This window comes from Providencia sp. Marseille-Q8014, from assembly GCF_965112055.1.
The window spans coordinates 1,157,439-1,178,931 of the sequence record NZ_CBCOPT010000001.1; the positions used below are offsets into that span (position 1 = coordinate 1,157,439).

Below are 21,493 nucleotides of genomic sequence, written 5' to 3' on the forward strand. Positions count from 1 at the left end.
CTCCCCAGCTTTTGAGTAACAACAGAATAGGATTTAGAGATTGACCTTTTCTGTCAGGCTATACTCAACTTTTGGGGGGACGACAGGAAAGACTTCTCGGTGAATTAATCCCGCTGATTCCAACTCGTGTAATTGTTTGGTGAGTATACGATGAGTCATAAATTTGAGGCGACGTTGTTATTCCTTAAACCTCAACGTTTGGTCAGTAAGCTAGTAAAGGATCATGCCTTTCCCTTTACCATCAATCAGCTTTAATGAAGCTTCGACGGGCAGCCATCATATTCATAAGTATCATAGCGAGGTTTTTTACAGTATCCATTATGTGCCTATATATCAAAAATGTACGTACTTGTTAAAGAGGTAGTATTGGTTATGATATCAACTTTCCCATTGTTATTGCTGTTATTGATAGGATAAAAGTTATGTCAATCATTGATGTCGCTATGAAACGTTATTCAACAAAATCATTTGATCCAACTAAAACCATTTCTGATGATGTGGTTGAAAAACTTAAACAGTTGTTAAGATACAGCCCTTCTAGTGTTAATATCCAACCTTGGTATTTTATTATTGCGCAAAGCAGTGACGCTAAACAACGCATGGCAAAATCAACAGCAGCTAATTATGCGTTTAATACTCCAAAAATACTTGATGCGTCTCATGTCATCTTATTCTGTAGCAAAACTAACGTTGATACAGCTTATATGAATAAGATACTTGAACAAGAAGCATTCGATGGCCGTTATGCATTAGATGAACATAAAACGATGATGGCAGGAGCAAGGGATTTCTTTGTGAATTATCATCGAAATACGCAAAAAGACTTGTCTCAATGGCTGAAAAATCAAACTTTTATTAACTTAGGAAGCTTTTTAATGGGGGCTGCTGCGTTAGGTGTGGATGCAGTACCAATGGAAGGTATGGATTTTGCTATTCTTGATCGCGAATTTACGCTGACTGAACAAGGGTTAGAGCCTATTGCGATGGTTGCTTTAGGATACCGTGCTGTCGATGATTTTAATGCTGAGTTAACCAAGTCGCGTTTACCTGAAAAAGAGATCATGACCGTTATTTAAATAAACATAACTCTTCTTTAATGTAAAAGGTAAGTCATTAATATGAATTACCTTTTTGTTTTTTTAGTGAATGACGCGATAAGTCATGTAGCGTGTAAAAGTTATCTGTTTTTAGATGCATTATTATTTATTGTTCTTTTTTATCATGTGTTTTTATTATTTATATTCCTGTTATCATCTATTAAAGATGATTTAGGTTTAATTTATTCTGTTTTCATCAATATAAAATGTTTTAACAGTCTGTTATTTTAAGATGGCTAAATTTTATTATTTTAATTTAATAGTTTTAAATTTTAAAAAATAGATTAAAATTTTAAACGTATTAAAGATAAAAAACGAAACCTGTTCTCTTTTAGATAAAAGCGTTTTATTCAAAAAATGACCAGCAATGTTATTATTTTAATACTTATTCTAATAAAAATATCTTCTCAGCTGTGATTAGATTATGCCTGTGTTCATTGGCAGTGAAGGATACCGTTGTTGATGATGTTATTATGATAATTACGTTCATCGTCAGCAACAATAGCAACGTCTTTTATGTATTTATCTCATAGAGCCATAGTTATTATTGGAGTTGTAAGATGAAAAAAACGATCCGCCAAGTGACATTCGATTTATTACGTGAATTGGATATCACGACTATTTTTGGAAATCCTGGCTCGACAGAAGAAACATTCCTTAAAGATTTTCCGAGCGATTTTCGTTATATCCAAACTTTACAGGAAGCCTCAGCCGTTGCGGCAGCTGATGGTTATGCGCAAGCGACACGTAAAGTTGCTTTAGTCAACGTGCATACCTCCGCTGGACTGAGTAATGCAATGAGTAACATCTTAACGGCTTATATGAATAGAACGCCACTCATTGTCACTGCGGGTAACCAAACTCGTGAAATGTTACTTATGGAACCATGGCTGACAAATATTGAACCGGAAACCTTACCTAAACCATGGGTTAAATGGAGCTATCAACCTGCACGGGCGGAAGATGTTCCCGCGGCATTTATGCGTGCATACGCAATGGCGCTTCAACCACCGGCAGGCCCTGTTTTTTTATCGATTCCTCTGGATGATTGGGATAAAGCGGCTTTAGAAGAGCACGCCGTTGTGCGTTCTATACCACAGCGTATTGGTTATGATCCTGTACGTTTGGAAGAGTTTGCTGATGCTATCATGGCTGCCAAAAATCCGGTTTTGATTTATGGTTCAGCGATTGCTCGTGGGCAGGGATGGGATGCAGGTATCAAACTTGCTGAAAAATTAAATATCCCTGTTTGGGCCGCCCCAGCTTCAGAACGTCCTGCTTTTCCTGAGACTCATCCTCTTTATGCGGGAGGGTTACCATTTGCAATTAAACCTTTATCAGAAAAATTGCAAGGGCATGACTTAGCGGTGGTCATTGGTGCGCCTGTTTTTCGTTATTATCCTTATGTATCAGGTCATTATATTCCTGAAGGGTTACGTTTATTGCATATAACGGATGATCCTATTGAAATAGGCAGAGCGCCAGTCGGAGACAGTCTTTTAAGTGATGCAGTCTTAGCGATTGAAGGTTTAACTGAGCTTGTTAGCCCAAGAACGGCCCCATCACAAACAATTATTAAACAAACCCATAATATGGCTCCACATCCAGCAGCCGTTGAGCCAGAAACGCAGCAATCTGTATTGAGCGCGGCAGCGTTATTTCGAACCTTGAGAGCTGTTTCTCCAAAAGAAACAATCTTGGTGGAAGAATCGCCATCTAATTTAGGCGAATTACATCGTGAATGGCCGATAGAGACTCCTGATTCTTTTTATACTTTTGCGAGTGGATCTTTGGGATGGAATTTACCTGCGAGTGTCGGTATTGCTCTTGGAGAGAAGGATAGTGGTCGTAATAGGCCCGTAATGGCAATTATTGGCGATGGTTCAATGCAATATTCCATTCAAGGGCTTTGGAGTGCAGCGCAACAGCAATTACCCATTATATTTGTGATCCCTAAAAATGATGAATACGCCATTTTGAAATCATTTTCGGTATTAGAGCAAACGCCGGGAGTGCCGGGTCTTGATATCCCAGGGCTGGATATTGTTTCATTAGCGAAAGGTTATGGCTGTTCTGCCGTTAGGGCTGAAACAATAGAACAGGTTAAAGCCGCATGTGAGGACGCATTTAAGCGGCAGGGGCCTACGGTGATTGAAGTTCCTATTTTGCCTTCAATTCCCCCATTGATTTAACCAATAACAGCGTGTTTTTATGCATTAAATCTCTTAAGCTCCCTCTTAAAGTTGTTGTTTAACTTTAAGAGGGAGCTTTATTTTTGAAAAGGATGACTGAGTAAATAAATTAAATTTAAGTATAATGGCGTTATGTTATTTTTTTAAACTTAACAAAAAGTCACGATAAATAGCGATAAACTGATTTTTTTGCTCTGCAATTTGTTTAATATTTTTTGCATGTATTGCAATATGCATGAACCAGCCATTTAGTAAGTTTTTTAGCACGTCATCACTGTAATCTTTCAGCTGATGTTGTTGAATTAATTCACCGATAATTGCATTGACCCGACCTGAAGTATATTCCAGATTCATTTTTTCGAGCTCATTCCAACCAATGACGGGCATGACTTCTTGAATAGGAATAAGTGTATGATTATTAGCAATAATATAATCAAGGTAGCACTCAAAAACACGTTCTAAAGCTGACCAACTATCCATTAAATCTACGTTTGTTGTGATGTAATTATCAATAATAGTGAGTTGTTGTTTATAGCAAGCACAGAGCAGCTGCTTTTTATTTTTAAAGTGGTGATAAAAAGCACCTTTGGTTACCAAGGCTTTTGCTGAAATCTCATCGATTGAAACCGTTTGATAGCCTTTTTCTACAAATAAGATTCGTGCTGAATCTACCAGTAATTGGTGAGTGCTTTTAAAATTTTTTTGTTGCTGATTTCTATTTTCCATGATAGATATAAAAATAACATACCGACAGTATGTTAATAATATCACGATGGTATAGCCGTGACAATCTTGAAAGCATTTAGGTTATTTTATGTATATTGAACAGCACTCTCGCTATCAAAATAAAGCCAATAGCATCCAATTACGATGGGACGATGAACAGTTTCATATAACTGTTATTAAAGATGTTTTATTATGGATAGAGCATAATCTAGATCAATCTTTATTGCTTGATGATGTTGCAAATAAAGCCGGTTATACTAAGTGGTATTTTCAGCGCTTATTCAAAAAAGTGACGGGAATCACTTTAGCGGCTTATATTAGAGCTCGTCGTTTGACTAAAGCGGCTGTGGAGCTAAGGTTAACTAAAAAGACGATTTTAGAAATAGCGCTAAAATACCAATTTGATTCACAGCAATCTTTTACTCGCCGATTTAAATATATTTTTAAGGTTACTCCAAGTTGTTATCGACGAAATAAATTGTGGAATTTGGATGCTATGCAGCCTCCTATTAACTTTGATATTAACTACTTAGCTATTCCGCAAATTGTTGATTGTCTACCATACACTTTATATGTTAAAGACTATCAATATTTGTCTTCACTCGATGAAGTTGGGTTGTTGCATGAAAGTATCAGAGAAACATTTTGGGCTGATTTCTTTAAATCCACTAATTTAAAAATAAAAGAATGCTATGTGCTGATCGACTACCAAAAAACGGAAAAGAGGTCACACATGGTGCAGGTTTTTTATCAAATAGGATTAAAGGCAACAGATTCTATCGTTGATAAGAAAGAATTTAGGGAAATTAATTTACCAAGTGGTAAGTACGCTAAATTCTCATTTAAAGGTTCTTTAGCTGAGTATCGTGATTTTAACTTAAATCTTTATCTTTACTCGCTTCCTTCTTTAGGGTTATTTCGCCGTGAGGGGGAGGATATTGAAAAGTATATTAATCAAAAAGAAAATGTTGAATTTCCCTTAAATGACATTGAAATCGAATATTTTGTTCCTATCTATTAAGTCACCAAATCATTTTATTCTTTGTTTTTTATACACATGAGTAATCTGAGCTGTTATCAACAATCACTGTTAAAAATGAGATTATATGTCAAAAAAATTGATTAACCCTGATGCTGTTTTTAATTCATTACAGTATGGATTTAGCCAAGCGATTGAAACTCAAGGTTCACGTCAAATTTTTCTTTCAGGGCAAGTTGGCGTTGATGCAAACCAGCGTACTGTTGCAGGAGGGATGTATGAGCAAACCATCCAATCGATTGAAAATATTAAGCATGTTTTAAAAGCGGCGAACGGAACGTTAGATGATGTTGTTATGTTACGAATTTATATTAAGCAAGGTGCTGATAGCGAAGAAGAACAACAAGCGATATCTCAGGCGCTAAAAGAGAAATTCACGTCGACACCTCCTGCTTCATCATGGATTATTGTCACAGGATTATCACTACCTGAGTGGTTGATTGAAATTGAAGCACATGCGGTGCTCAATTAAAAAGGATAACCGGTAATATTTGATTATCGGTTTTTACTAATCTAAGCCATAGCTAGTGATATCTCCGCCGATCATCCAATAATGATGGGTGATGATAAATATATCGACCGGTATCTCAAAAATGGAATTTCACACTAAAGTAAAATTGCCCACCAAAACTGAATCTAACGTTTAAGATTACCCTCAAAAATAGTGTTAAATAATGAGCATTAAACAAATGGAAATGGATAAGACTATTCAGTTAATAATTTCCACTCATAAATGGAAATAATGTGTCTGCACAGTTTCTAATGATTTTCCTATTCTGAAAATGCTGTCGTTAGATTTAATGCTCATATTTTTTTGTACCAAGATATGAGGTTTGCATTGTCATTAACTTGGAAATTTATTATGTCAAATAAGTTATCTATTTGGGCGGCATCATTGATGTTTGCTAGTACTGCTGTGATAGCGTCGCCTCAATTTGCTTGGGTTGGTACATATAGCCCTAATGGGGAAGGGGTATACCGCTTTAATGTGGATAATCAAACAGGTCAATTAAGTCATAAAATATTAGCGGCTCCACTTACCAATGCAGCACAGTTGGTATTATCAAATAATGGCACAGTGCTTTATGCCGGAAGTGAAGTTGAAAAAGGTACGATTCATGCATGGAAAATCCATCAGGATGGTTCTCTGCAAGCAATAAATCAGGTTTCATCGGGGGGAGATGGCCCCGTTTATTTATCCATAACACCGGATGGCAGTCATTTATTAGTGGCTAACTATCATAGTGGTGTAATATCTGTTCTTCCTATCCGTGAAGATGGTGGCTTATTACCCGCAAGTGATGTTATTCAACATCATGGGCCAGCGGGGGCCGCATATCCTGAAGCTGCGGTTGAAGGCAGTTTTGCAATGAGTGACCATAATGGCCCTCATGCACATATGATATCAGCCGATCACTCGGGACAATATGTCTTGACGACAGATTTAGGGTTAGACCGTATTTACCAATATCAGTTTGATGCTAAAAATGGCAAATTAATCCCTAATGACCCCCCGTATATTATGGCGTCATCTAAAGGTGCAGGTCCTCGCCACTTTATTTTTTCAAAAATAGGCGAGCGAGTTTGGTTAGTGAATGAAGAAGCCTCGACATTAACACAATATCAATTTGATAAACAAAAAGGGACATTAAAAGAAGGTTTAACTGTATCGACATTACCTGAAAATTATAAGGGAACAAATTTTATTTCAGGGATAGTTGAAAGCCGAGATGGTGAACATTTATATATTGGAAATCGTTTACATAACAGTATTGCGCATTTTAATGTCAATGCAGATGGTTCGTTAAGTCAAGCAAAACAAACGTGGACACGAGGTGATTATCCTAGAACCTTAACGTTATCCCCTGATGGCAAATATTTATATGTAATGAACCAACGTAGCGATAATATCACCCGATTTAAGGTGATGCCTAATACAGGGGAGCTTGTTTTTGTCGATGATTACCTACCTATTGGCGCGCCTTCACAAATGGTTATGAATGAGACAAAATAGCACGAGTGAGATTAATGGGTAATGCTTATGAACGTTACCCATATTATTTTTTCTGAGGAATAGCAATGTCTGGCGTAAAATTTGGTGATGAACGTTTTCGAAGTGCTACGGGAAATAATAAGCGCTTATCAAGATTTGAAATTAATGAAATTAAGCATGCTATTGAAATTGAAAACTCAAAGAGTAAACGCAAAGGTAAAAAACCAAAATTACCTCAAGTGGTGCGTTTTCACTGCGGTTGTAACTGTTTTGTGGTTAAAGTTGATTGAACAGCACCCAGCTATTGCCGAGTGCTGAAAGTGATTAATGTTTAACTAATGTGGAGAAGTAATACACGAGTGGTACAGCTAAAACCCATAGGCTAATTGGGATTTCTCGCCATTTTCCAGCAACCGCTTTAATCAGAATATAAAAGAGTAACCCACCGGCAATACCGGTACCAAAGCTATTCGCGATTAACGTGATCATTACCATTAGCAAAACCGGTAAACCGTCAGTAAAGTTGGCAAGGTCGACTTTACGTAACCCACTGAACATGTTTAAACCAATCAAAATCAGTGCGGGTGCAGTGGCTTGAGCAGGGATCATTAGAGCAATGGGTGTAAATAACAGCATTAAGAAGAACATAAAGGCTGCTGCCAGTGCTGTTAAACCTGTTTTACCTCCCGCTTCCGCGGCTGCTGACGATTCGATCAAAGCCGTTGCTGCGGGAATACCAACCCAAGGCCCTAAAGCTGCGGCAATAGAATCGACAATAAAGGGACGGTTTATATTAGGCATATTGCCTTCTTTATCGAGTAAGCCTGCTTCACCGCCAACGGCAAGAGTGGTTCCCATGGTTGAAAAGAATTCGGCGGCAAAGAATACAAATAAAAAAGGAAGAAACGCGATATTCAAAGCACCAATTAAATCAACTTCACCAAATACTGGAGCAACCGAATGAGGAATACCAAAAAAGCTATCAGGTAATTTTGTCACGCCAAAAGGAATGCCAACAATGGTAGCGAAAAGTATTGCCCATAAGATAGCTCCCGGTATACGTCTAGCTTGTAATGCAATCGCTAAAAAGAAACCTGCTAATGCTACAAGTGCACCGGGTGATAAAAAGTCTCCCAACATCAACGCATTTGTTTTGGGATTAGCCAGAACTAAACCTGCATTACGAAATCCTAGAACGGCAACAAATAGGCCGATAGAGGCGGTTAATCCCAGTTTGATTGATTGAGGAACCGACCGTGTCACGACTTCACGTAAACCGAACTTTGTGAGCAAGAAAAATAAAATTCCTGACCAACAAGCAATACCTAAACCAATTTGCCAATTGATCCCTTCGCTACCTGCGAGAGTAATGCCAACCAGTACAGAGCCACCGATCCCTGGACCGACAATAAAAGGCAGATTGGCATAAAACGCCATGAGTAAGCTGGCAAGTACAAATACGATAATGGTTCCTGTTGTGGCAGCTCCTTTATCCATTCCTCCTGCGGCAAGTAGCCCTGGGATCACAACTAACAAATAGGCTGCCGCGAGGAAGCCTGTGATGCCTGCCAAAAATTCGCTTCTGATACTGCTACCACGCGAGTGCAACGCAAAACGTTTTTCTAACCAACTCCCTGATGTTGGCTTTTGAAGCATGTTGTCAGCCATTAGTTGGCTCTCCTATCATTTATTATTGTGTTTGTATTCGTGTTCATTCGATTCAATGACCGCATTAACAATTTCACGAGTCGTGCCATCGGTAAGTCCGAGATCCGTTAAATGAGGGCCTGCATTACAGGCAAGGCAAGTGCCTTCGATTGCTTTGAAAACGCGATAAGGAGGTTCCCAGTCTGCAATCTTACTACTAAGCTCACGTAACTGGCGAAACTGTTCTGCGAGTTGATGAGCAGGTAAATCTGACAACATACCCGCGATCGGCATCGCAACGTGGGCTAATACTTTCCCATCCTGAACTAATGCCATTCCACCACCGCTTTCAATCAGCAAGTTAGCAGCTTGAGCCATATCATTAGCATCACGACCGAGTACAACTAAATTATGAGAATCATGGGAGTAGCTAGTGGCAATTGCTCCTCGTAGTTCTCCCCATCCTTCTAATAATGCTATTTGTGGTTTGGCATCATGGCGACCATGGCGATGTTGAACGCGAATTAAACTAAAGCCACTCGGTAGTTGCACTTTGCCATCATTGATTTGCACATCGATTTCACCCCATTGTGTGAAACGAGCGCCTCGAATATGGCGTAAGCGAGCACTGCCATTGACGATATTTTTAATGTGTAATTGGCAGTCCTCGGCCGAGATTGGTGATAAATGCATGGTATCTCTTGGCGGGAGCACATCTTGGCTCGTGGCGAGAGGCGTTAATAATTGACCATTCTCAGCGATTTGTTGGCCTGCGACATAAACGCGTTGTGCTTTGAGCTGTTTGAGGGAGTCAAAGATGACCAGATCCGCACGGCGTCCAGCTGCAATTAAGCCTAGGTCATTACGTTGTAAACGAATGGCGGCATTTAAGGTAGCAAAACGTAAGACGTCAGTTGCTTGCATACCCTGTTCAATTAATAGGTTGAGTAAGGCAATAATGCCACCTTTTTCAATTAAAATATCTGGTGGAACATCATCAGTACATACAGTGATTTGTGATGAAAGATGCGGTAATTGCTGGAGTGCGGCAACAATTTCAGGTAATAAATACGGATGTGAGCCACGGATCTCAAGCGTTAGCCCAGCACGCAGTTTTTCTAAGGCATCTTCTGCTGAAGTGAGCTCATGATCGGAGGTGACCCCAGCCGCTAGATATGCTTGTAAGTCGGCACCTTTTAGCCCTCTTGCATGTCCTTCAATCAACTTACCGCAATTTAAACCAGCGTGTAAGATCTCCTCCATGCGCTCGCTGCCATGAAGTACACCAAACATATCCATTACCTCAGCGACGCCATGGATTTCAGGCCAACTCAACATCGTTGACATTTCTTTGCCCGCGAAATCAGCGCCAGACATTTCTAAGCCAGGTGTTGAAGGAACGGAAGAGGGGGCGGCAACCATAACATGTAATGGTAAATGACGGCTTGCCTCGATTGCGTAGCGAACCCCCTCTAAACCAAGTACATTCGCCAGTTCATGTGGATCCCAAAATACGGCGGTGGTTCCTTGAGTGAGAACAATTTCAGCGTAGCGTACAGGCGGAAGATGGGAGCTCTCTAGATGAACGTGAGTATCAATCAGTCCGGGAGAGATAAAATATCCGTTGAGATTATGCACTTCATTTGCATCGAGGCGACTACCTGTAGGATGAACACTGGCAATCAAAGAATCGATAATACCAATATCAGCAGGGCGAATTTCACCCGTCACCATATCAACGATATTGGCTTGTGTTAGGAGGAGATCAAAGGGAATTTCACCTTTGGCTGCTTGTATTGCGCGGCGTCTGCTGTAGTCAGTTACACTCATAAATCACCATCAATAAAAGATTATTGGTTTGTACTTTATGAGCAACGCAAACGTTTGCCAAGATGATAAAACTTATCAGATCATAAGAAAGGGTTATAATGATAATTATCCTATTGAATTCAGTTAGGCATTATATTTGTTAAATAAATATATTTAACAATACGTTACCTAAAAATAGAGTGTGTACTGATAACATGGCAGAACCTTGGCAGCGTCTACCCGCATTAACGTTAAAGCAAATACAATATTTTGTGACATTGGCTCATTTACGTCATTTTACTGATACAGCCAGTCGATTAGCGATTAGTCAGCCAGCGTTGAGTAGTGCACTGCGTCAAATTGAAAATGTTATTGGCGGTAAATTGATTAACCGTACAGCATCTTCGGTCACACTCACTGAATTGGGGGCGGCGATTTTACCGCATGCTGAACGTATTTTGAGTGTGTCGCATCGTGCTTTTAGCGATATCCAACAAATCATTGAGGAAGGGGGAGACGGTACGTTGCGTATTGGGTTAGTTCCTTCCGTTAGCTCATTATTATTTCCTAATGTTCCTACTCAGCTAAATTTACATTTTCCTCGGCTTAATGTTGAATTCTACGATAAGACAAATGATTCACTCGTTTCTCAGTTAATGAATAATGAAATCGATTTTGGCGTAGGGGTCCTTGACAGTTCAGTGCCTCGTGAACTGCAACTCTTTACATTGCAAGATGATCCTTTCGTTGCCGTTGTTCACCGCGAAGATATATTAGCAAATGGTTTTCATCTCCCTTGGAAAATGCTAAATAATCGTGATATCGCGGTATTCTCTAAGGGGAATATTCAACGTTTGGTCTTAGCGACCATCGAAAGCCATCGTTTGAAGCTAAATGTGCGTTATCAAGTCGATTATATTGAAACTCTTTATGGGCTAGTTCGTTCTAAATTAGCGGTAGCTATCCTCCCTCAGCTCTATACGGCTCACTTACGTGAGCCTGATTTGGTTGTGCTACAGTTACAACAGCCCGCACTGACACGCACTGTATCGTTGATGAGAACCAGTCAAGTATTAACGCCAATGGTCGAGTCGGCATTTATGGTATTACTCAAGACATTAAAAGATAACCCTATAAATAGTTAGTAGGTAACTGAGGAAGTGGATTCTTTGTCACTGTCTTGTGAAGCGACATAAATTAATACTAAAAGCACCGTGACAAAAAAACGAAATGCATTAGGTACACTATTCCATTGTTTAGACATCCACATTGCAAACCATTCACCACCGATAGACATAAAAAGTGTCTGCCATAATACAAAGGCGAGTGTTAGGCCAATAATAGCCATATTTTTACTCCGATTAAAAATGGCAGCACTTTTGTTTCTGTTTTGAAAAAGTCTAATTCCACCCCACCAACAAATTAAAGATGAAATAATTTCAAGCATAATAATAGTTATGTAAGCAAGATGATGAAGTATTGGGGAGTCGATGGCACGATATTTAATAGTCGCATTATAAAATATTGAATCCATCGTTAAAACATGTTGTATAAAAGTAAAATTAATATTGTAATCTGTTAAGTTATTGAATGCAGATAATGAAATAAAAAAGGCTATGGCGCAAACACATAATGATTTAGAAACTCGAATTATCATATTTCCCCTTAAAAATAATTATTCTTATAATGTTTATGTCTATTTTTAAAATAGCATTTTGATATTTTATTTACGATTATTTGTTGTCAATATCAGATGAAATGTATATTTGTATCAATGGATTAAATAAATTATGGGAAGGTATGGAAATGAGGAATGTTTATCTGTAGATAGTTAATTGTGTGAGTAATTAAAAGTAAAAGTATCAAACATAAAAATGTACTTAAATAGAGTGCGGAGGTTTGTGTTTTATGCTGCAAAAAGAATGAATGGTGTATTTTTATTTGTTGATGGCGTATGTTATTTAGATGTTTGTAAAATCTATTTCGTTGTTAGAATAAATCATTTTAAGAGTATACTTAAAAGGTAACCAGAGTATTCTTATGTGAAATAAGCGTAGTAAACTAATAATGGTTATTAGTCCAAGATGTATTTTCTTATAGGAATAACAAAATGAATTCAAAGTTAAAGTCGTTTCTTGGCATGATCGTTATGTCTATTTTGCTGATGTTTTCTTCTATTGTCAGCGGCCAGAGTATGATTGAGAAGAAATCACAAGCAGAAGTATTAGATTTAGTTTTTATACTCGATAAAAGTGGTTCAATGTCAGGCTTTGAATCGGATACGATTGGCGGTTTTAATAGTGTATTAACAGAAAATCGTAATAAAAAAGGGGATGTTTTTATTACGACGGTTTTGTTTAATGATAAAACCACATTACTACACAATAGAGAACCTATTAATAAGGTTTCAAACTTAACACTAGAAGACTATAAAGTAGGCAGTAACACTGCTTTGCTAGATGCGGTTGGCGATACGATTATCAAAATGCAAGAAAACCGTAAATTAACGAAGAATAATAATGTCCTGTTTGTCATTATTACTGATGGTGAAGAAAATAGTAGCCGTAAATACAGTCAAGATAAGATTAAATCGATGATTAAATCGGCGGAGATCGAAGATAAATGGGACTTCATCTTTCTCGGTGCCAATATGGATGCCATTGTAGCCGCTGATAATATTGGTATTAGCAGGTCAAAAGCAACATCTTACGTACAAGATGATGTGGGTTACGATAAAGCTTATAAAGCGGTAAATAATGCCGTTGAGTCAAAGAAAAAAGCTGCACCAATATCAGAGGAGTGGAAAAAGGATGTTGAAGCCGATGCGATGGATCGCGCTAAAAAATAGAGTAGCAAGAGGTTAAGGCTACCAATAAGCGGTATATATACCCCCAATGAAGTTTATTGGGGGTATTTTTTGCACTAATCTTTCGTTGGGATATGGCGAAGCAATGCCTCGAGTGGCTCAACAATCGCAATCACTAATTCATCCTGTAACTCAGCACTCTTTTCTAACTGCTGAGCCATGGCTGCTTTACGGCTGGCAGTTAGGGGGGTATTGGCCGTGTAATGCTCAATTAACTCGATGCCTATTGTGGACAATTGCTCCACATTTTCAGCAACAGGCGCTAAACGTGCTAAATTGACGTATTGCTTTATCAGCTGTTGCACCTGTGGAATGTTATTGTGCCAACGTTTTAATTTATGTGTTAACCACTGGGCAGTCACTTGATCATCGGGTTTAGCGATCAATGTATCAATATGTTGTTTAAAAGCTCTTGCTTGCGTACTTTCGGCGGGCAAAGCATCAACAAACCGGTTCAGTGGTTCGTATTGATGATATTGATTTTCACGGAATTTCAAATGGTGACGCGTATAATAATGCGCAGGCTCTACAGATTCAGATAAGATGATTAAAGGTTCAATATCAACACCATTTGCTAATCGTGTAAATTCACGCGCTGTTTGTGCGTGTTGTTGTAAACCGACAGAGAGGGTGGACCAAGCATCTGCTGCATGCAGACGACGGTACATATCATTTTCATTATTGACATCTTTTGCTGACCATAAACGCTCTGAAACCGCAAAGGCTCGTGGCCACAACTTAGTATCAATGATCGGTGCGCGAATATTTTCCGCCCATAAAGCAATTTCTCCCCCGAGAATATTCGGCATTTTATTGCTGTCAGGGGTTGTTGGTGCAATACCTTTGGGGATTGCGGTTAATTGAGAGCCTATTGTTGGATAGCGTGCATTGCCAATAATCGTGTAGCCACTCAGCTTTCCATTGGTTAATGTAACGACTGGACGAGTTTCTCCCATCCAAGTATCTACAAAAAAGCTGACTTGTTGTGGTGAGCGCCATTCAATTTTATTGATAGCTCGTCGTGATTTACCTGCAAAATCAATAAATCCACGCCAGCCATCCACTCCTTTTATTAACGTAAAGCTACCTTTTACTGGGCTGCCTTTAAGCCTTTCAATTTCAAATTGCCAACTTTGGAATTGTTCACCTTGTTTAACATTGATATCTACAGTAAATGGCTGAGGTAATATTTCATTGCGATAATGATAAGCTGCACTTTGCGATTGATCGAGATAGAAGCCCGTCGACAAGAGTCCTTTAAACCCCTCTTGAGCACTATGTCCGAGTGAGTCTTGCCCTTGCCATGATTGAATGACGATATTTTTTGATAACGTTGGATGCTGTATTTCATCCCAGCCAACCATTTTACGGTTATGATGGGTTAATATCTGTTCAAGGCGTTGATTGAAATAAGCTTGTAGCGCATGGGTATCTTTTAAATTATTTTTTCGCATGAACTCTTGAATGGATGGATTATTTTGCCATTGTGTTGGGTCGACTTCATCACCACCAATGTGGATATATTCGTCAGGGAAAATGGTGGCTAACTCACCAATGAGTGCATCGGTAAATTGATAGACGCTCTCTTGGGTTGGGTTGAGCAGGGGAGGGTGAACCCCCCAATGGCGTTGCATTTGGTATGGACCCGCGGCACTGATTAGCTCTGGATATGCAACCGCAATAGCGGAGGCATGACCTGGAAAATCAATTTCTGGTACGACTCGAATACCTCGTTCTTTAGCATACTCAACAACTTGGCGCATTTGATCTTGTGTGTAATATTGACCGTCACTGGCGAGCTGTTGCAGTTTTGGATAACGAAGCGATTCAAAACGCCATCCTTGATCATCGGTTAAATGCCAATGAAATACGTTGAATTTTGCGGCTGCCATACCATCGATTTGCCGCAAGATATCGTTGATCGGAAGAAAGTGTCTCGAAGAATCCAGCATCACACCACGCCAACTAAATCTCGGATTATCATTAATGCTCAACAGTGGCACAAACGTATTTTCGCCATCCGTTTGGATCAATTGCAATAAGGTTTCCATTCCTCTCATAGCACCAAAACGAGTCGCAGCTTTGATGGTGGCACCGTTATCATCGGTAATGATTTGATAGCTTTCGTCCATTTCAATAGCGGGTAATTCGGCTACTTTTTTCTCGATGAAAATTTTGATAGGTGCATGGCTATTTTTTGCTTGATGTGGCGTTAATTGCCAGCCTGTTTGGATCTCTATTCTATCGCGCCAACGACGTACCGCGTCATCTAAATCATCACCTTCAATATAAATATCGAGTTCATTATTCAGTAGCCATTTTCCATTCGCATTTTTTATTTCAATCTGCTGAGGCCAAGGCATTAAGGGCAATTCAGAGATTGATTGAGCACCACTTGGTAACGCATAAATCAGTGAAGAGATGACGATAGCAGACGTAAGTTTGTTAATCATAGAGATCCCTTATTATTCGTAATAGTGAATGCTATTTTGAACACAAATAAAGCTATGAAGTCCAACTTAGTTGATGAGGAGATGACATGGCTCACACTATTTTTTTGATGCGAATTAAGTGCGGAAGGCAATATTAAATCTAGATAATTGATTTTTATTGTTTATTTTTTGTATGGAATATAGGAAGGAAAGTGATGTATTTTCATCGACAATGAGTTTATCGCGGAAGTATTAATTCTCCCGCGATAGATTAAGGCTTAACGGGGTTGTTTGAGTGCCTCAAACATGCCTTGAGCGAGATACTCTGACGTATTTTGAATACCGGGCACAACAAAATAGTAACCGCCACCAAAAGGTTTAATATAGCGCTCAAGTGGCTCGCCATTAAGGCGTTTTTGGGTATCAATAAAACCGGTTTTAAGATTTTTTTGATATGAAACAAAGATTAGCCCCATATCGAGTAGCCCATTAGTTGTTAAACCAAGAGAATAACTATAGCTACGGCGCCTTAATTTAGCCGTATAACGCTCAGGGTTGCGAGGCTCAGCACGGCGCATATGAGAATCAAACAATATGCGATCGCCATGAGGATCTTTAGCAAATTCAGGATCGTCATGTTCCTGCTTCATACCAATAGGCGCGCCGCTATCTTTATGACGACCAAAGTCGTTTTCTTGGTCTTCGAGGGGCGTTCTATCCCAAAATTCAAGATTAAACCGGATAAGGCGCACTGCTTGATAAGTGCCACCAACACACCATTTAGGTTCTTTGTTATCCTCTGTGACCCAAATCAATTCATTCATCAGTTGGCTATCGCTGGTTGGGGCATTGCCAGTGCCATCTTTGAAACCAAATAAATTGATTGGCGTTGAGTGGTTATCAATATCTCGTGAAGGTAAAAAACCATCTATTTTCCAGATAGGGAACATCAACGGAGCGGTATGGCGCAAGAGATCGCGTAATGCATAGATGACACTTTCTTGGCTATTGGCGCAAATTTGTAAACTAATATCCCCGCCACACCATTGCTGTTCCAGTCTATCATTGGGGAAGCTTGTCATTTCAACAAGGTAACGAGGCTTGATTTTATCCAAACCAAATCGAGCATCGAATAGGCTATGACCTAATGAAACGGTAACAGTCAAGGAATCAGGTTGGAGGTTGCTCCCAAGAATACCGGATTCGGCTGGTGGCATACGATCATTGTGAGTGTTAGGTGCTTTTTGTACTTGTGTGAGATAGGCAATCCTATCTGTCAAAATTTCAAACAGTTTTTGTAATTTATCAAGTGAGTCGGCAGTGACATTAAAGGCAATAAATGAAGCATTTTTTTGTTCTGGCGTTAATACCCCTGCTTGATGTAAACCTTCATAAGGGATGGTTTTCTCATAGGAAGATTGGCATTGGTTTTGACGAGTATTTGCTGCCAGGGTTGGGGCTGCTGCCATAAAGCTGCCAACAGCTAAGGTTTTTAGTGCATTACGTCGAGAAAAGCTAATTGACGTAGCATGGTTATATGATTTCGCCTTCATGGCTTGTTACCTCAATACTTGTAATACACATCAACACCGAGCTGATATCGAAGTTGTGCAAGATCTTCAGCCTGTTGTGTTAATACAGAATAAAGCGCCATCATGTCTTTTTTATCAAACTGCTTATAACTCTGATAATGATTAGGTGTTAATTGATATGGTTTGATAATACGATAGGCTTCTAGGTAATTATCTTGGATGCGCTGAAGTTGTTTTGGCTCGATAAAAGGAGCCAGTACGTTGATCACTTCTTGTGAGCCACGTAGATTTGCAGCAATATCCGTTAAATCAGATTGGCTATAGATATTTTCTTTGCCAGCCATTTTGGTTTCTAGAATCATCTCAATAAAATCTGCCGATGCTTGAACCAATTTGGGGATTTCAATATTTTCAGTGGCAACCCGCTTTTGCAAATCTTGTGCTTTCATGAGTAATTCATCGGTTGCACGCATCGCAGCGGTATTATCTTTGCGATCAAATAATTGATATTCAACGAGATGAAAACCAGTAAAACGATAATCTTTTTCTTTATCAAGAAAATAGTCAGCCCTTGCATTGATTATGCGGTCAGTATTACCAAATAGAATGATGATAGGACGAACGGATTCATAATATTGATGAGCTTGGATGTAAGCTCGCTCGGCTGCGGTTAAATCACCGACTTTAAGGCTGCTCTTTAAGATTTCTAACTGAGAAACCATGTCCTGTAATTGAGTACGCGTATAGTCTAAATAGGCTCTGATAGCAGGATGATATTTTTCAGGGGTTGGGATATCCCCCTTAGCGATAATGATATCATCACCCGTTTGTACTGGGGACCTCAATGCTTTGGCCAGCGCAGAGGTAGGCATCGCCATCATTAAAACTAAGCTTATACCCAATAGTATTGGTGTAGATATTCTTGTATTACGCATGTTTTTTACCTCGAGAAAACAGCGTGATAACGATAATCCAATAAAGCACAAATGTAATAACACTTAACCATATAGGCTGTGACCGATAAGCAAAGAAAGAAGAAATAAAGTTACCGGCAATATTTGAGTCATCAAGCAAAGCCGTGGTATCCCATGCAGGATAAATTAAAAATTCAGGGATAGGATAATCGTATTCAATGAATAAGTTAGCGCTTTCTTCAACCCCTTTGAGTAAGAGAGAGAGGGCAAGAAATAATAGAATGACACCTGTCGCTTTAAAAAATATCTTCCATGAAACAAAACGATTAGTGAGTAAGAAGGCATAGAGTGTCAAACCTGCAATTAAAATACCGGCAGCAACTTCTATCGTAAATTCGGAGGCATTTTCAGCATTTAATGACATGATAAAACTAGACAGGAAGACAACAATTTCACTTCCTTCGCGAGCAATGGCAATGGCAATAATCAGCGTAGCTCCCCACCAATTGTGGTGTGCTGCATTGCGGCTAATACCCGATTCAATTTCAGATTTTAAGGACCGACCATGTTTATTCATCCAATATACCATTTGGACGATCAAAACACAGGCAAGCAATTCCATAAAGATCATAAATAGAGATTGACCCGTATCATCGAGAACGTTAAAAACACCATAAATCAATAGTGCTAATAGAACAGAAACGATAAGGCCGAGGGCAACTCCCCCCCATAAAAACTTCATGCCATTGCGAGAGTCAGGATGGTGTTTTATCCAAGCATAAATAATGCCAATGACTAGCAATGCTTCAAAGCTTTCTCGCCAGACAACAAATAGAACTTGCCCCATAATTTATCCTTCTATTTCGCGATGATCTCACCTTTTGGGTGAGACAGGTGGAAATCATCAAAAAAGGTATAACTTCCCGGTTTTAGGGGAGCAATAACCACAACAGAGCTAGCTCCCGGCGCGAGAACTTTTTCTTTACGCAATTGTGTGCTTTCAAACTCAGCGGGTTCAGTTCCTGTGTTAGTTATTTTGATACGAATAATCGTTTTTGCAGGAACTTCAAGCACACGTGGGATTAAATCACCGTTCTTCATTTCTAATTCAACGGTAAATTTTTCTGCTGCGAAAGCCGCATTGGGTATGAGTGCTGAAAATAGCAAAAGGGCTAAACTTAGTAATGTTTTCATTTTATTGGCTCTAAACATAACGACAAATAAAAGGGCTATACGCAGCAATTAAGCAGCGGCTAGCCCTGAAATGATATACCCGTTATATTGCAAGTCGCAGCGTTGTTGACTCCTTTCTGTACACGGGGGGACCGTTTCTAGCTATTTCCCGTGTTTCATATGCTTGTCGTTTTGCCGCGTCGAGAATAACGCTGAGTATCGATTTGTGGGTTAGTAGCTACCTTTTCGGCCTACACCCGCATAGTCAAACTCCCATGAAACTTCAAAAGGTTTGAACCATGGAGCTACCCCTGTTTCTTTATCAATATGGCGACCAAATGCGACTTGTTTATTATGGGATGGCGGATAGATCTTATAGGTGACTTGGTATTTACCGTTGCCATCCAATTTGATGTTTTGACCATAATGAGGGCCATCACTAGCGACCATCGGCATGAATGTGCCTGTTTGAGTTTGTGGCTTATCGCCGAGTTTTTTGACTGTGTATTCGATAGTGAGGTATGGGATCCAATCACCTTCAGCAAATCCATTTGGATTATCCTCAACCGCATGGATATCTGCTTCTAAATGGATATCTGCTTTATCGGCAGCAAGGTGGGACATCCCTTGATGGCCTTCTTCTGTATCCATTGTTATTGGTTGAAGATAAACCCCTTGAATCTCCATTCCATCTTTAATGATAGGTTGTCCTAAAGGATATTCTTGAGCAAAAGCAGTGATTGAGAATAAAGCTAAACCCGAAACAGCTGCTTGATAAGCGAGTTTCATCGTCTTGTCCTTACCATTATTTATTATTGGAACGCAATGATAATCATTATTATTCATGCTGTTCAAGTTAAAGTTTGAGGCCAAAAATTTAATTTATAGCCAAATATATGAAAAGTTTTAGAAAAATAGTTACAGTAGGAAAGTTATTATTTTTTGAAAAATATCTTTTGAGCCAAAATGTATTCAGCTTATTGATTATATGTCACGATAAATTGAACAGAGTTTATTTATTATTAGCCTACGAATAAATAAAGGTGTAAAGCATGCAAAAACGTTATCTTGATTGTACCGCTTCTGAAATATCGCGCATGAATAAAAAGGCGTTATTAGAAGCCATTAAGGGGAGTGAAGGGCGCCTTTTGGTTTCTGAAACCATTGGTACGATACAGCCTGTTTTAATGAATGTGACAAATGCGGAGCTCGCCGCAAGTCAAGGGGCGGATATTTTATTATTGAATATTTTTGATGTTGATAATCCGGTTGTGCAAGGTCTCCCTTCAAATATAGAACCACAAGAGATTATCCGGACTTTAAAACACCTTACAGGTCGAGCCATTGGTGTAAATCTGGAACCTGTTCCTGCAGGGTTTAATAATCCCAATCAGGATGTGCAGTGGAAGATTTCTGAAGGCCGTTTAGCCACGGTAAAAAACGCAATAAAATTAAAGGAGATGGGCGTTGACATTATTGTGCTAACGGGCAATCCGGGTAATGGAGTCACCAATCAAGAAATCAATTTAAGTCTAAAAGAATTAAAAGCGGTTGTTGGTGAAGAGGTCATTTTAATTACCGGAAAAATGCACGCTGCTGGTGTTCTCAATGAGTCAGCAGAGCAGTTGATTACAGAAGTTGATATTCGAAGTTTTATTGATAGCGGTGCCGATGTGATCCTTTTGCCCGCACCGGGAACGGTACCCGGTATTTCAGCTGAATTTGTGCAAAGGATGGTGGCTTACTGTCATTCTCAAGGTGTATTAACAATGACAGCGATTGGAACATCACAAGAAGGCGCTGATTTACAAACCATCCGTCAAATTGCGTTGATGTGCAAAATGGCAGGAACAGATCTACATCATATTGGTGATTCAGGCTATAACGGTATTGCATTACCTGAAAACATTCTTAATTATGGCATTGTTATCCGTGGTGTGAGACACACTTACTCGCGTATTGCTCGTTCGATTAATCGTTAATCAATCATATTTTGCAATCCGAATCACATCATCTGACGGTGTGATTCGGATTATTTCTATTAGCTATCTATTTGTTATTTAAACATTTTAA

At 39.2% G+C, this 21,493-nt stretch carries 20 protein-coding genes; 9 read left to right on the forward strand and 11 right to left on the reverse strand.

The features are described from left to right. Positions 1-33 precede the first annotated feature (33 nt). Positions 34-159 (reverse strand): winged helix-turn-helix transcriptional regulator, encoded by a 126-nt coding sequence (locus tag ACWPW6_RS05015; RefSeq protein WP_350588906.1) that lies wholly within the window; start codon positions 157-159, stop codon positions 34-36. Between the two features lie 263 nt (positions 160-422). Between ACWPW6_RS05015 and nfsB the strand changes: the two genes are divergently transcribed. Both nfsB and mdlC read left to right on the forward strand, forming a co-directional pair. Continuing rightward, positions 423-1,076, forward strand: a complete 654-nt coding sequence (nfsB, locus tag ACWPW6_RS05020) for an oxygen-insensitive NAD(P)H nitroreductase (protein WP_154623990.1) — start codon at positions 423-425, stop codon at positions 1,074-1,076. A gap of 581 nt (positions 1,077-1,657) precedes the next feature. Next, positions 1,658-3,289, forward strand: coding sequence for a benzoylformate decarboxylase (gene mdlC / locus ACWPW6_RS05025; RefSeq protein ID WP_163860795.1), 1,632 nt, complete (start codon positions 1,658-1,660; stop codon positions 3,287-3,289). A 135-nt stretch (positions 3,290-3,424) separates the two neighbouring features. Here mdlC and ACWPW6_RS05030 read toward each other — a convergent pair whose 3' ends face one another. Further along, positions 3,425-4,060, reverse strand: a complete 636-nt coding sequence (locus tag ACWPW6_RS05030; protein ID WP_425328546.1) for a TetR family transcriptional regulator — start codon at positions 4,058-4,060, stop codon at positions 3,425-3,427. Positions 4,061-4,103: 43 nt separating this feature from the next. On the opposite strand from ACWPW6_RS05030, the gene ACWPW6_RS05035 reads away from it, so the two are divergent. From ACWPW6_RS05035 to ACWPW6_RS05050, 4 genes are all read left to right on the forward strand, one after another. After that, a complete protein-coding gene (locus ACWPW6_RS05035) occupies positions 4,104-5,036 on the forward strand; it encodes a helix-turn-helix domain-containing protein (protein ID WP_154623111.1) in 933 nt (310 codons plus the stop codon). A gap of 85 nt (positions 5,037-5,121) precedes the next feature. After that, a complete protein-coding gene (locus ACWPW6_RS05040) occupies positions 5,122-5,526 on the forward strand; it encodes a RidA family protein (protein ID WP_154623109.1) in 405 nt (134 codons plus the stop codon). 390 nt (positions 5,527-5,916) lie between these two features. Further along, positions 5,917-7,068, forward strand: a complete 1,152-nt coding sequence (locus tag ACWPW6_RS05045) for a lactonase family protein (RefSeq protein ID WP_410241835.1) — start codon at positions 5,917-5,919, stop codon at positions 7,066-7,068. A gap of 65 nt (positions 7,069-7,133) precedes the next feature. Further along, positions 7,134-7,337 (forward strand): hypothetical protein, encoded by a 204-nt coding sequence (locus ACWPW6_RS05050; protein WP_163860799.1) that lies wholly within the window; start codon positions 7,134-7,136, stop codon positions 7,335-7,337. A 34-nt stretch (positions 7,338-7,371) separates the two neighbouring features. On the opposite strand, the gene ACWPW6_RS05055 is transcribed toward ACWPW6_RS05050, so the two are convergent. Together ACWPW6_RS05055 and ACWPW6_RS05060 are read right to left on the reverse strand one after the other, a co-directional pair. Beyond that, positions 7,372-8,715, reverse strand: a complete 1,344-nt coding sequence (locus ACWPW6_RS05055) for an NCS2 family permease (protein WP_154623103.1) — start codon at positions 8,713-8,715, stop codon at positions 7,372-7,374. 15 nt (positions 8,716-8,730) lie between these two features. Continuing rightward, positions 8,731-10,524: an adenine deaminase gene (locus ACWPW6_RS05060; RefSeq protein ID WP_163860800.1), complete on the reverse strand. Its 1,794-nt coding sequence runs from the start codon at positions 10,522-10,524 to the stop codon at positions 8,731-8,733. 194 nt (positions 10,525-10,718) lie between these two features. On the opposite strand from ACWPW6_RS05060, the gene ACWPW6_RS05065 reads away from it, so the two are divergent. Then, the gene (locus ACWPW6_RS05065) at positions 10,719-11,648 is read left to right on the forward strand and encodes a LysR family transcriptional regulator (RefSeq protein WP_163860801.1); all 930 of its coding nucleotides are present in this window, start codon (positions 10,719-10,721) and stop codon (positions 11,646-11,648) included. Here ACWPW6_RS05065 and ACWPW6_RS05070 read toward each other — a convergent pair. Then, positions 11,645-12,160, reverse strand: a complete 516-nt coding sequence (locus ACWPW6_RS05070) for a DUF2165 family protein (protein ID WP_250000113.1) — start codon at positions 12,158-12,160, stop codon at positions 11,645-11,647. The genes ACWPW6_RS05065 and ACWPW6_RS05070 overlap by 4 nt on opposite strands. A 453-nt stretch (positions 12,161-12,613) precedes the next feature. Here ACWPW6_RS05070 and ACWPW6_RS05075 point away from each other — a divergent pair, with 453 nt between their 5' ends. After that, entirely contained in the window at positions 12,614-13,351 is a 738-nt protein-coding gene (locus ACWPW6_RS05075) for a vWA domain-containing protein (RefSeq protein ID WP_250000114.1), read from the forward strand. Positions 13,352-13,425: 74 nt separating this feature from the next. Here ACWPW6_RS05075 and ACWPW6_RS05080 read toward each other — a convergent pair whose 3' ends face one another. From ACWPW6_RS05080 to ACWPW6_RS05105, 6 genes are all read right to left on the reverse strand, one after another. Further along, positions 13,426-15,822, reverse strand: coding sequence for a beta-N-acetylhexosaminidase (locus ACWPW6_RS05080; RefSeq protein ID WP_250000117.1), 2,397 nt, complete (start codon positions 15,820-15,822; stop codon positions 13,426-13,428). A gap of 257 nt (positions 15,823-16,079) precedes the next feature. Further along, complete coding sequence (gene efeB, locus ACWPW6_RS05085) at positions 16,080-17,354, reverse strand: iron uptake transporter deferrochelatase/peroxidase subunit (protein WP_250000120.1); 1,275 nt, start codon at positions 17,352-17,354, stop codon at positions 16,080-16,082. 11 nt (positions 17,355-17,365) lie between these two features. After that, a complete protein-coding gene (locus ACWPW6_RS05090) occupies positions 17,366-18,268 on the reverse strand; it encodes an EfeM/EfeO family lipoprotein (RefSeq protein WP_250000122.1) in 903 nt (300 codons plus the stop codon). Further along, positions 18,261-19,094 (reverse strand): FTR1 family iron permease, encoded by an 834-nt coding sequence (locus tag ACWPW6_RS05095; RefSeq protein WP_163860807.1) that lies wholly within the window; start codon positions 19,092-19,094, stop codon positions 18,261-18,263. The genes ACWPW6_RS05090 and ACWPW6_RS05095 overlap by 8 nt, the downstream gene beginning before the upstream one ends. 11 nt (positions 19,095-19,105) lie before the next feature. Next, complete coding sequence (locus tag ACWPW6_RS05100; RefSeq protein ID WP_154625014.1) at positions 19,106-19,441, reverse strand: cupredoxin domain-containing protein; 336 nt, start codon at positions 19,439-19,441, stop codon at positions 19,106-19,108. Between the two features lie 210 nt (positions 19,442-19,651). Beyond that, positions 19,652-20,209: an iron transporter gene (locus ACWPW6_RS05105; RefSeq protein WP_154625015.1), complete on the reverse strand. Its 558-nt coding sequence runs from the start codon at positions 20,207-20,209 to the stop codon at positions 19,652-19,654. A gap of 263 nt (positions 20,210-20,472) precedes the next feature. On the opposite strand from ACWPW6_RS05105, the gene ACWPW6_RS05110 reads away from it, so the two are divergent. Then, positions 20,473-21,402 (forward strand): DUF7916 family protein, encoded by a 930-nt coding sequence (locus tag ACWPW6_RS05110; protein WP_154625016.1) that lies wholly within the window; start codon positions 20,473-20,475, stop codon positions 21,400-21,402. Positions 21,403-21,493: the final 91 nt, after the last annotated feature.